Below are 12,269 nucleotides of genomic sequence, written 5' to 3'. Positions count from 1 at the left end.
GCCAAACAAGTAACTAGCAATACCTTTTGAAACGATTAATCCTCCTTTTCCTTAGAATCATGTTACCTGTGTCTCAAAAAGGTAGCTTCACTTATTTCATTCGTTCATAACGCGCAAGTTTATCTTAGTATTATTAGGTACTAACCTTCCTAATGCAAATAATATCGCATGGGAGGTTTATGTAAGTAAACAGTTTTTCAAAATAAAAAAAGCGCAACACACTTATTATGAAACAGGTTGCGCTTGGTGTCAATTCAACACATATAGGTTTCTTTGAATTCTTGCAAAATTTGACACATCGTCATTTACGTTCTGACTGGACCAAGCAGTAATTGTAATTCTTCTGTATTCAGTTCTTCAAACCAATTATCACTTTGTAAAAACTCTACTTGATTAAATGAGACGATATCAGATGGTGATACCGAGAATATGGTAGCAATCACCTCATATAAGCGTAGTTGATCTACTTTCTTTTTTCGCCATTTTTTTTCAACACAGTACCGCCAAAGCTCTTCTGCCGTTATAGCATCGTAATGAAAATACTTGAACTCTGCTATCTTACTATCAATTGCAGGACGAATTTTTTCAAATAGTTGCTCATATTGCATACTCATTTTGAATCATCTCCAATCAAAGTCGTAACGTAAGACATGCTTGCATACAAATAGTGTAAATGAATTTTTGCGGCTTGAGAAGGGACGGATGGCATGAGTTCTTTTGTACGGGGTACTTTATTTTTAATGTTTGTCATTTTTTTATCTAAACTTTTTGGCTTCTTTTATAGAATGCAATTTATGCGAATTGCTGGTGAAGAGGCAGTCGGCATTTATATGACCGTCTATCCAGCTTTTATTTTCTTCATCTCACTCATTCAACTTGGACTACCTATTGCTGTAGCTAAAATTGTGGCAGAATTACTAGCAAAAAATAAACGCGAAAGCATATTTGGCGTCATGCGTACTGCTATTCTTTGGTCATTTATTGGCATGATCGTTTTTATGCCACTTGTTGCACTTACTATACCATATATTTCTACGACACTCTTACATAATGAACATACAACTTTCACCTTATGGATTGCACTCTTTGCCGTACCAGTATCAGTAGGATCTGGTTTATTACGTGCTTATTTACAGGGGATCGCTAAAATTACACCGACCGCCTGGTCACAAATGATTGAACAAGTTGTGCGTATTAGCTTTATTACACTAATGCTTCCATATGTGGCAAACTATAATAATGCTGCAGTGACGGCAGCTGCTGCAATGGGTATTACGCTTGCTGCAGAGGTAGTAGCATTCCTCTATTTATGGCTGCATTATATAATTTCAAAAAAGAAACTAATTGCGCGCAAAACAAAAATCGAAGGGTATCCTTCATCACCAATGCTCCGTATAGCACTACCTTCCGCAGGCAGTAAGCTTTTTGGTTCTTTCACTTGGTTTTTAGAACCAATCATCTTTTTGAAAGCTTTAACAGTGGCAGGATTAACGGCATCTGCAGCTACCATTCTATACGGCGTTATCTCAGGTGTGTTAGTGCCATTACTGCTATTTCCTGCGTTTGTGTCAACAGCTTTATCGATTGTTCTTATTCCAGCGGTCAGTGATGCCGTCGCTCGTCAGCACACTTCTTTGCTACAGGAGCGGATTTCGGTTTCCTTACGATTATCTTCTTTAGTGGGCTGTTTTGCCGCTACATATTTCTTTGTACATGGTGATGAATTGGCCATGAAGCTTTTCCATTTAGAAGAAAATCGTGGTTACGTAAAAATTTTAGCCCCCATTTTTTATTTTTATTATATTCAAAGCCCTTTGCATTCCATCCTTCAGGCGATTGGCGAAGCTCGGGCTGCGATGATGAACTCTATCTATGGTGGCCTAGGAAAATTATTTGTTATGTTTGTACTTGCCTCTCAGCCAGGTATTCAAGAAAAAGGGGCTGTGGTAGCTATTGGCTTTGGCGTTTTAATGACGTCTTTCTTGCATATCGCAACTGTTAGACAACGGAAAAACTTACGAGCAGGCTTTAGAATGTTTGTCGTACCTTATAGTTGCTTTATTGCCGTTTGTATCGCCCAATACTTCCTAATGCCATTACTATCACTACCATTTATTTTAAACAGTTGTGTCACATTATTTTTATTATTTACGAGTTTATTATTTACCAATCAATTACGTATAACGGATTTCCGCTATATCCGTAAATTAGCCAAGAAAGTTTAGCTTTCTTTTAATTGGATATACAGTCGTTCGTCTTCCCAAATACAGAAAAACACTGTTTTACTATCTGTAATATTATTTTTAGCTAGTTCATTCTTCAACCATTCCACATCTTTATGCATCGTTAATAAATGTCTTTCTTGAATATCTCCATCAATAATTAATGGATAAACAAATGGTTTTTCATCTTTTTTGTAAACGGAAAGATTACCCGAAGGTTCTAAATAGGCAAATGCAACATCGGAGACAGAGGCGATACCACTTTCTCGCAATTGCTGACATAAATCATCCAAATTATAACGGTGTTTCCGCATTTCACTCTCTAATATCACACCGTCTTTTACTAGTAATGCTGGATCACCGTCAACTAAGTCGCGGATTCCTTTGAATTTTAACGATAAATAAGCACTTAGTATTTGTATAAAGAGCAAAATAATAATGGGTAGAATCGCATTAAATAGAGGATTTTTATAATCATCTAACGCAAAGGCAGCCACTTCAGCAATTAAAACAAATACAACTAAATCGATAACAGATAGCTCACCCACTTCTCGTTTACCCATTAATCGAAAGACGATGATGATAAACACATATAAAAAACAGGTTCTAAAAATTATATGGAAATATTCTTCCATCAGTATACACCCCCATAATATCAAGGTGACCTTATTTTTGTTTTTTATACAGAATGATGGTGTCATCTTGCTGAAAAATGATTTTATTCAAGGAATAGTCTTTAGTTGTTCGTACAAAATATAAAGAACGACATACTTTTAACTATAAACAGCAAATAAGGTGAGAAAATGATGAGGAAAATGATTGCTTTCGTTGTTGTTTATATCGTTCTGTTCACGTATCCATTCCTTACTTATGGATACGAAGAACAGACTATACCCGTTCTTATGTACCACCATTTAGCGGAAAATATAAACAATAATACGGTTATTTCACCCAATAATTTTGATAAACAGATGAGAGCACTTAAGGAAGAAGGTTATCATGCGATTTCAGTCAAAGAATTACATGATTACTTAACGAACCAAATCAAATTACCTGAAAAGCCTGTATTGATTACTTTTGATGATGGCTATCTCAGCAATTACGAAAAGGCCTATCCGATTTTGAAAAAATATGACCTACATGCTGAAATCTTTGTTATTGCAAGTCGAATTGTCGACACAGCCAAAGAAATTTCCTATCCACATGAAATTGCCAAAATGAACTGGGATCAATTAAAAGAAATGCAAGATTATATAACGATCCAAAGCCATACTTGGGACTCGCATTATAAATTACCTTCAAAATTCGGTAGAATGAATGGTGCCATTTACGGCCCAAGCTATTTGAACGGACAATTAGAAAGTCAAGAGCAGTACGAAGCAAGGGTCAAGGATGATTTTATTCACTCCAGAAACATCATTAAAGAAAAATTAGGCTATGAGCCCATCGCCATTAGCTATCCATATGGTATTCAATCTGCAACTGCCATTAAAATAGCGCAGGAGGCTGGATTTAAAATGGGCTTTGTCATTCAAAATAAAAATGTCAAAAAGGGTGATGGATTATTTACACTGAGTAGAATCATTGTAAATGGCAATGATTCGGGTGCCGACTTAATCCATAAAATAAATACAATGCAATAAGAAAAGGCTTACAATATGGCTAATACCTATTGTAAGCCTTTTTCTTTTTATAATTACATTTCTTTTTCAACTCGGCCGATTGCTTGACGGTCAAATTTTACACGTACATTATCAGCGATTTTTAATGTTACTGCTGTGTCCTCGATTGCATCAATGACACCATGCATGCCACCGATAGTAATGACTTTATCTCCACGTTGCAAACTACCTTGCATATTTTGTGTTTCCTGCTGTCTTTTTTTAGCTGGACGGATTAAGATAAACCACATAGCAACGAACATTAATAATATTGGTGCTAAGCCTAATAATTGATCCATAATACTTCTTGCCCCCTTTCCAAATCTCACTTTTTTAGTATAGACTATTCCACCATTAAAAAGCGATGGACAAGCCCAAAAATTTTCTCATTTACTAATATTTTTTCTATGATTGACAATATTTTGCTAGAAATATTCACTTTTTACAAAGTTTTGAATGATTTTGCCATACTATGGCTAGTCATTTAGGACATTAGAGTATTTCTAATGCCCTTTTTTATGAAAAACTCGTCCACTTTATTATCCTTACAAAAGTAATTGGTTAAAAGTTTTTCGCATCTGGTCCATTAAAGCCATATTTCTCGAAAAACTCTTCTCGGAAATCACCAAGGCGATCTTGACGAATTGCCTCACGTACTTGTTCCATTAGCTTTAATAGGAAATGTAAATTATGATATGACGTTAAACGAATACCGAATGTCTCTTCTGTACGAATCAAGTGACGAATATAAGCTCGTGAATAGTTTTTACATGTATAGCAATCACAGTTCGGATCAATTGGCCCAAAATCACGAGCATATTTTGCATTCTTAACGACTAAACGACCTTCTGATGTCATCAGTGTACCGTTACGCGCAATACGTGTTGGCAGAACACAGTCAAACATATCAACACCACGAATGGCACCATCGATTAATGAATCTGGTGAACCCACTCCCATTAAATATCGAGGTTTATTTGCTGGCATTAACGGTGTTGTGAACTCAAGAACACGGTTCATAATATCTTTCGGTTCTCCAACAGATAACCCGCCTATAGCGTAGCCTGGGAAATCTAACTCCACTAATGCTTCTGCAGAACGACGGCGTAGATCCTCGTACTCACCGCCTTGAATAATTCCGAATAACCCTTGTTCTTCCGGACGATTATGAGCTTCTTTGCATCGTTTTGCCCAACGTGTTGTACGATCTACTGATTGCAGCATATATTCATGTGTTGCAGGATACGGTGGACATTCGTCGAAGGCCATCATGATATCCGAGCCTAAGTCATTTTGAATTTCCATCGCTTTTTCTGGACTTAGGAATAATTTATCTCCATTAAGATGATTACGGAAATGAACGCCTTCCTCTTCAATTTTGCGGAACTGACTTAGAGAGAATACTTGGAAACCGCCTGAATCTGTTAAAATTGGTCGATCCCAGTTCATAAATTTATGCAGTCCGCCTGCTTCCTTGACGATATCATTGCCTGGACGAAGCCATAAATGATACGTGTTAGATAAGATAATACCAGCATTCATTTCTTTTAATTCCTCAGGAGACATTGTTTTAACCGTTGCTTGTGTCCCAACTGGCATAAATGCTGGCGTTTCAAAGGAGCCGTGTGGTGTATGCACGATACCAAGACGTGCTCCTGTTTGTTTACATGTATGAAGTAATTCATAGCGAATTGCTGGTTGTGTCATAAAAATAAAACCCTCTCTGATCTGAAGTAAAAACAGTACTCCGATTATTTCTTTTTTATTCTTTTGGTCGAATAAACATAGCATCACCAAAACTAAAGAAGCGATATTTTTCTTCTACAGCTTGCTGATAGGCACTTAAAATAGATTCTCTAGTGGCTAGCGTACTCACTAGCATAACAAGTGTTGACTTTGGTAAATGGAAGTTTGTAATTAAACCATCCACCACTGAAAACGCATAGCCTGGATAGATGAAAATAGATGTCCAACCTTGCTCTGGTCGTACCTCACCATCATATTTAGAGCCAATTGTCTCTAATGTACGTGTGGAGGTTGTCCCAACAGCTATTACCTTACCGCCATTACGCTTTACACGATTAATCGTGTCTGCCGCTTCGTCCGTCACACTATAAAATTCGGCATGCATTTCATGGTTTTCAATCGAATCCACACTAACAGGACGGAATGTCCCAAGTCCGACATGAAGAGTAATAAAGACAACCTCTACCCCTTTTGCCTTTACTTGTTCTAATAATTCTTCTGTAAAATGTAGACCCGCCGTTGGAGCAGCAGCTGAGCCACGTTCTTTCGCGTAGACCGTTTGATAGCGATCTTTGTCTTCTAATTTCTCTCGAATATAAGGCGGTAATGGCATTTCACCAAGCTGCTCTAATATTTCATAAAAGATTCCATCGTAATGAAATTCAAATGTTCGTCCACCATGGTCAAGCTCACCTGTACAAGTAGCTGTTAGCAAGCCATCTCCAAATGTGATAACTGTCCCTACTTTTACGCGTTTTGCTGGTTTTACAAGTGTTTCCCACTCGTCTGAACCTGCCAATTGCTTCAGTAATAATACCTCAATATGGGCGCCTGTCTCCTCTTTTACACCCATTAAGCGAGCCGGTAAGACCCTTGTATCATTTAACACCAGACAATCTCCCGCACGTAGCTCATCTAAGACATGTGCAAAATGGTGATGCTCTACTTCATTTGAGCCAGGTGTCACAACCATTAATCGACTAGCTGTACGGTCTACTAATGGTGTTTGGGCAATAAGCTCCTCTGGTAATTCAAAATCAAAATCTTCTACACGCATGAAAAAAACTTCCTTCTTTATGTTTGTTGGGGATACTCATATCCAAAATGTTCGTAGGCTAAATGTGTCGCCACTCTTCCTCGTGGAGTGCGTTGAATAAGCCCAATTTGCATGAGATAGGGTTCATAGACATCTTCTATCGTCACCCGTTCCTCACCAATTGATGCCGCAAGCGTATCTAAGCCCACAGGACCTCCTCGAAAGCGCTCAATCATGTTCGTGACAAGTTTATGGTCAATATGATCAAGCCCTCTTGGATCCACTTGTAACAGCTCTAAAGCTTGCTTTGCAAGACCCTCCGTTATCATACCATCTCCAAGCACTTGTGCATAATCTCGTACTCGTTTCAATAGGCGATTGGCAATTCGAGGTGTACCACGAGAACGTCTCGCCATCTCCATTGCTGCTATTTGCTCAATTTCTACCTCAAATAAATGGGCACTGCGAGCAACAATTTCAGCAAGAGAAATATCATCATAGTACTCTAAGCGTAATAATACACCAAAGCGATCTCTCAGAGGGGCTGATAAGGCACCAGCTCTTGTTGTAGCACCTACAAGGGTAAAGGGAGGTAAGTCAAGTCGTACAGAACGTGCTTCAGGACCTTTTCCCACCACAATATCTAAACAGAAGTCCTCCATTGCTGGATATAACACTTCTTCAATGGCACGAGGTAGTCGATGAATCTCATCAATAAATAAAACATCACCAGGCTCTAGTGAGCTTAAAATCGCAGCTAAATCTCCTGGACGTTCAATTGCTGGACCACTTGTCATGCGAACATTGACACTCATCTCATTTGCTATAACAGCAGCCAATGTTGTTTTACCAAGCCCTGGTGGTCCATATAACAACACATGGTCTAAACTTTCCTGCCGAAGTTTTGCTGCCTCAATGAAAATTTGTAAATTTTCCTTTACTTTATGTTGCCCTATGTATTGGGCTAACCTTTGTGGGCGTAAAGATAATTCAAACTGTTCATCATAGCCACTGGCCTCACTAGCCATCATACGTTCAGACATGCCTCTTCCCTCCTTTTCTTATTTTAATTTTAATAATAGTTGTAACGCTTGTTTCATAAAGGCATCTGTCGTTTCAAGCTTGTCGTTATCCTCAAGCTGTGGGCGAATTTTTTCGAGCTCCTTTTCAGAATAACCAAGTGCCATTAAAGCAAGTATCGCTTCTTCTAATTCGTGTTTATAAGCATTAACGCCAAACAATGGCAGTTCATCTTCTGTACTCGGCAGTTCAATTGTCTCTAATAAAGAGCCTAGCTTGCCTTTTAAATCTAATATCATCTGACGTGCGGTTTTTTTACCTACTCCAGGGAACTTCACTAAAAACGTTTCGTCTTCCCGTTCAATCGCACTAATAACCTGCTGTGGGTTGCCAGTCGCTAAAATAGCTAGTGCCCCCTTTGGACCTATTCCAGATACTAAAATTAACTTACGAAACAGCTCACGTTGATCTAGATTCGGGAAACCGTAAAGCATTTGTGCGTCCTCTCGTACATGTAAATGAACAAAAATTTGTTGTTCTAGTGCTGATGTTCGAAATGCAAACGGATTGGGTGTATTCAATTGCCAGCCAATCCCCTGTTGTTCTAGCACAATATATTCTGGTGTAATACGAGTAATTAGTCCTTTTAAATAATCATACATCTATATTCCCTCACAATCATCGTCTTCGATTATAGCATATAGCGAACGAATGCTCGACAGAAAGTAGTATCCAAAACGCTGTTCAAGACAAAAATGACCGCCAAATGACGGTCATTTCTTCACAAATCTATCAATATCGTACCACAGTTTTGGCCAATAGGTGAGGGCTCGTTTAGTAAATGGTACTAAATAATCTAAAAATACTAGTTGCTGATCAAGTGGCAAATCCACAGCAAAAAGCCATTCTCGCAACAGTTCATTCGGGTATTTTAAACGATGAAGCTTTCTTTTATCAAGTCGTTTCAGCTCTGGTAACTCCGCAAAGACTTTAGCTAAATCATAATCGACTGCAGGTAGTACTCGATGCAACCATAAAATATATTCGTCATCAGCTTCTCCAAGATGCGCCAAATCAAAATCAATTAAACGCAATTGTCCGTCCGTGCACCATAAAAAATTATGATGTACAACATCCCCGTGCAATAGTGTAATTTCTTTTTCAGCTACATCCTCCAAGGCAATTAACTGCAGCGATTTATCACTATAATGCAAAATTTGATCGATTTCTTCTTTCGTTAAGAAAGCCCGAAACTCATTTCTTCTGCTTTTAAAACGCATATGACGCATTTGCCATTTTAAAAGTTGTGAATAGGTATGCAAGCCAGGCAAGCGTTGCCAAGCGATTTTTTTATATGTGTCATGTAAGGCTATTAGTAGTTGAAGAGATTCCTTCCGATCCTTTTTATGAGTAAAATTGGCACCATGGCTTCCTTCTTGCCATTCTTGCACTATGAGCTGCTCATCATCACTCCGGACTAATGGTAGGATAAGGTTAGGTTCAATTCGACCTAGCTGGCGATGAATTGTTCTTACCTTCTCTGCAATCTCTAGTTGTTTTGCTCGTTTGACAAAATAAGTATTCGATCGATATCTATATTTCCAAATATTTGATTTTACCTCTTCGACAATATACGCTTTTTCACCATCGATAAGGCGTCATCCCGCCTGGGAAATAATGCGGTGACATCCAAGGTCCTACTGATGACGGGCACGGCGGTGGACAATGCGTTGGACATGGTGGTGGTGGACAATGACATGGATCCATTTGCCATGCAGGCATTGGCATCGGCATCGGTTGTGATTGACAGCCACATGGTTGTGCATCACAGCCACATGATTTACCCATGTTCATTTCAGGCATCATATTAAATTGTGGCTGCATTTGTTGATTAGGCGTGTGGAAAAATGGTGATGTGGACTCCAAGAAGTCTTCCATCCCGCCCACTTTATTTTCTGGCATCTCAAAGGACATCGGCTGCTGCGGCATCATATACTGCTCGGCCTGTGGCTGCATTGGCATCGGCCACCACATTTGATGATGATAAATTGGTTGATGGCAGCTTGAGCAATGTGGTACAGCAGGCATATGTGGCATGATATGCATTGGCGGTGGTGCTGGTTGTGGCATTGGATGTGGCATTGGCTTCGCTACAGGTGGTGGTGGCGGTGGCGCTGGTTGGATTTGTACTGGTGGTGGTGTTGTGACTGTTTGCTCCATTTGTGGCATGACTAATTGTTGGTGCCAATTCATTTCTACAGGCTGTGGAACCCACATCGGTTGTTGTGGCATCTGCATTGGCATAGGCATTGGTATAGGTATTGGAATCATTTGTGGCTCTGGCATTGGCATTGGAGCTGGCGGTACAATTGGTGGTGGTGGCATTGGCCTTTGTACCTCTTTTTTCGGAACTTCCTTAGGTGTCTCCTTATGCATTTGTGATTCCTTTTTTGGCATTTCTTTATGTGACTCTCTATGTGGCTCTTTGTTTATTTTTTCAGGCAATATAATTTCCATGCCCGGGACAATATAATCTGGGTTGGCAAGATGGACATTGAGCCGCTTCAAATCTTCAAACGAAATGCCGTACTCTTTCGCAATCTTCCACAATGTGTCTCCCTTTTGAACAATATGAATACGCAATTTTTTCCTCCCTTCCTCTCTACGTATCATATGTTCAATGTTCCATTTGGATACAAAAATTTCAACAAGTTAGAAATGCTTCATGGTACACTAACCTATAGGGAATACTGTTTCCATTATTACGGGCAGAGGTGATCTCTTATGAAAAAAATGTTAGGCGAGGAACGCCGACTGCAACTATTAGCGCAATTACAAAAAAGTAAAGCACCTATAACAGGGACAGACTTAGCTAAATTCGCCAATGTTTCTAGGCAAGTTATTGTCAATGATATGACTTTATTAAAGGCGAGAAACGAACCCATTATCGCTACGAGTCAGGGTTATCTTTATATGCATCAGGAGCAATTACAGCAAACTGTTGAACGCACATTACCCTGCATACACACATCTGAGCAAACAGAAGATGAGCTCATGACGATTGTAGATTGTGGAGGCACCGTCAAAAATGTTATGGTTGAACATCCTATTTATGGCGAACTAACAGCCTCTATCATGGTGTCAAACCGTCATGAGGTAAAACAATTTATTGAACGAGTTAATGCCACTCAGGCTAATTATTTATCTGCACTAACAGGAGGCATTCATCTTCATGTCATAACAGCCCCCTCTGTGGAAGTTTTAACGTTAATTGAACAAGCCTTACAGAAAAAGGGCTATTTGGTGACAGACCAATAAAAAAAGCACAGTATTTTCTCATACTGTGCTTTATATCATTAGATGATGACTCGTTCCACTCCTTCAACCTATTAGGAGAGAAATCGTTGTCTTTGTGAAGGGGTAGGTAAAAGGCATTCCTTTTTGGTGCCAAATAAACGATAGCGTTGCTTGGCAAACCGTCTATATAACATATTGCGAATAATTGGGGGCACCAGAATGAACAGATAATAGCAAGGCCAAACCTTCTCCAAATTTTTGGCTATTTTTAAAGCTGCAGTCGACTCAACATATGCTTTCCCATCTTCAATGAGGATCACACTATCTATTTTTTCGGATATATTAAACTGTCGGAGTAATGCTTGACCGACATCACTTTGTAATGACGCAAATTGAAAATAACCTGCTTGATCATGTTTGATAATAAATTGAACGGTGCTATCACAAAAGTTACAGATACCATCAAATAAAATGATCCCACACATTATATTTCCCCCTTAGAGCTATGCTTCGTCAGATGTAAGATACGTAAAGTATGTACCTAATGACTTTACTTTGCAACCTAGTGCAGCAAGTTCTTCCATTGCACCGCGCATCATTGGTACTTTTTCATCCGCTAGCACATCTATCATGAAGAAATAATCACCTAGTCCTGTCTTCAATGGACGCGATTCGATTTTACTTAAATTCAGTTGACGCCATGCAAAGACAGAAAGCACTTGATGTAATGCTCCTGAACGGTCAGTTGGCAATGTAATCATTAAAGTTGTTTTCGCTTGCCCATCAGATAATTCTTGTGGCAAACGTTGATTTTTCTTAGACAGAACAAAGAAACGAGTATGGTTAAAATGGAAATCATGGATATTGGACTCTACTATTTCAAGGCCATATTTTTCTGCGGCAGCTGCATTTCCTACCGCTGCTATACATTGCTCTGGGTTTTCGGATACATATTTCGCAGCGGCTGCTGTTGAAGTTGTTTGTTGAAGTGGCACATGACTGAAACGATAAAATAAATATTTATGGCATTGCGCTAGGGCATGTGGATGGGAATAGACCCCTTCGATGGACTGCCAATTATCCATTTGCGCTTTATTGACCATTAAATGCTGCTGTATTTTCAGTAATAATTCACCTGTTACATATAGTGATGCTTCATGGAATAAGTAATCAAGTGTAAGCGTAACTGAACCTTCTAAGGCATTTTCTAATGGTACAACGGCTAAATCTACCTTTCCCTCTGCTACTGCCTCAATACATTCAGGGATCGTTGCACAGGGTACAAGC

The 12,269-nt window shown here is 39.1% G+C and carries 14 protein-coding genes; 3 read left to right on the top strand and 11 right to left on the bottom strand.

The window, feature by feature from the left end; all coding sequences use genetic code 11:
- Nucleotides 1-305: 305 nt before the first annotated feature.
- The gene (locus PI85_RS04735) at nt 306-614 is read right to left on the bottom strand and encodes a post-transcriptional regulator (protein ID WP_008181166.1); all 309 of its coding nucleotides are present in this window, start codon (nt 612-614) and stop codon (nt 306-308) included.
- A gap of 93 nt (nt 615-707) precedes the next feature.
- Between PI85_RS04735 and PI85_RS04730 the strand changes: the two genes are divergently transcribed.
- A complete protein-coding gene (locus PI85_RS04730) occupies nt 708-2,225 on the top strand; it encodes an oligosaccharide flippase family protein (protein WP_036119202.1) in 1,518 nt (505 codons plus the stop codon).
- On the opposite strand, the gene PI85_RS04725 is transcribed toward PI85_RS04730, so the two are convergent.
- Nucleotides 2,222-2,857 carry a DUF421 domain-containing protein gene (locus PI85_RS04725; RefSeq protein ID WP_036119206.1) on the bottom strand — a complete coding sequence of 212 codons (636 nt, stop codon included), beginning with the start codon at nt 2,855-2,857 and terminating at the stop codon, nt 2,222-2,224. The genes PI85_RS04730 and PI85_RS04725 overlap by 4 nt on opposite strands.
- 171 nt (nt 2,858-3,028) lie before the next feature.
- Between PI85_RS04725 and PI85_RS04720 the strand changes: the two genes are divergently transcribed.
- Nucleotides 3,029-3,865: a polysaccharide deacetylase family protein gene (locus tag PI85_RS04720; RefSeq protein ID WP_235318455.1), complete on the top strand. Its 837-nt coding sequence runs from the start codon at nt 3,029-3,031 to the stop codon at nt 3,863-3,865.
- 53 nt (nt 3,866-3,918) lie between these two features.
- Here the strand turns inward: PI85_RS04720 and yajC are convergent, their stop codons facing one another.
- The 7 genes from yajC to PI85_RS25155 form a co-directional block, all read right to left on the bottom strand.
- Nucleotides 3,919-4,182 carry a preprotein translocase subunit YajC gene (yajC, locus tag PI85_RS04715; protein ID WP_036119213.1) on the bottom strand — a complete coding sequence of 88 codons (264 nt, stop codon included), beginning with the start codon at nt 4,180-4,182 and terminating at the stop codon, nt 3,919-3,921.
- A 262-nt stretch (nt 4,183-4,444) separates the two neighbouring features.
- Complete coding sequence (gene tgt / locus PI85_RS04710) at nt 4,445-5,590, bottom strand: tRNA guanosine(34) transglycosylase Tgt (RefSeq protein ID WP_008181181.1); 1,146 nt, start codon at nt 5,588-5,590, stop codon at nt 4,445-4,447.
- Nucleotides 5,591-5,645: 55 nt separating this feature from the next.
- Nucleotides 5,646-6,686, bottom strand: a complete 1,041-nt coding sequence (gene queA / locus PI85_RS04705; protein ID WP_036119217.1) for a tRNA preQ1(34) S-adenosylmethionine ribosyltransferase-isomerase QueA — start codon at nt 6,684-6,686, stop codon at nt 5,646-5,648.
- 17 nt (nt 6,687-6,703) lie between these two features.
- Entirely contained in the window at nt 6,704-7,708 is a 1,005-nt protein-coding gene (gene ruvB, locus PI85_RS04700; RefSeq protein ID WP_008181185.1) for a Holliday junction branch migration DNA helicase RuvB, read from the bottom strand.
- An 18-nt stretch (nt 7,709-7,726) separates the two neighbouring features.
- Nucleotides 7,727-8,347: a Holliday junction branch migration protein RuvA gene (ruvA, locus tag PI85_RS04695; protein ID WP_036119220.1), complete on the bottom strand. Its 621-nt coding sequence runs from the start codon at nt 8,345-8,347 to the stop codon at nt 7,727-7,729.
- 111 nt (nt 8,348-8,458) lie between these two features.
- Nucleotides 8,459-9,292, bottom strand: coding sequence for a phosphotransferase (locus PI85_RS04690; protein ID WP_080709132.1), 834 nt, complete (start codon nt 9,290-9,292; stop codon nt 8,459-8,461).
- A 34-nt stretch (nt 9,293-9,326) separates the two neighbouring features.
- On the bottom strand, nt 9,327-10,328 hold the full coding sequence (locus PI85_RS25155) for a LysM domain-containing protein (protein ID WP_036119226.1): 1,002 nt from the start codon (nt 10,326-10,328) through the stop codon (nt 9,327-9,329).
- Between the two features lie 141 nt (nt 10,329-10,469).
- Between PI85_RS25155 and PI85_RS04680 the strand changes: the two genes are divergently transcribed.
- Entirely contained in the window at nt 10,470-11,003 is a 534-nt protein-coding gene (locus PI85_RS04680) for a transcription repressor NadR (protein ID WP_036119231.1), read from the top strand.
- Between the two features lie 71 nt (nt 11,004-11,074).
- On the opposite strand, the gene PI85_RS04675 is transcribed toward PI85_RS04680, so the two are convergent.
- Entirely contained in the window at nt 11,075-11,467 is a 393-nt protein-coding gene (locus PI85_RS04675) for a thiol-disulfide oxidoreductase DCC family protein (protein ID WP_036119233.1), read from the bottom strand.
- Nucleotides 11,468-11,485: 18 nt separating this feature from the next.
- A partial coding sequence (pheA, locus tag PI85_RS04670; protein WP_039391317.1) for a prephenate dehydratase occupies nt 11,486-12,269 on the bottom strand: 784 nt, incomplete at its 5' end.

The sequence above is a fragment of the Lysinibacillus sp. A1 genome, assembly GCF_000801965.1.
Classification (GTDB): domain Bacteria; phylum Bacillota; class Bacilli; order Bacillales_A; family Planococcaceae; genus Lysinibacillus; species Lysinibacillus fusiformis.
This window is presented reverse-complemented; position numbering and strand designations above follow the sequence as displayed.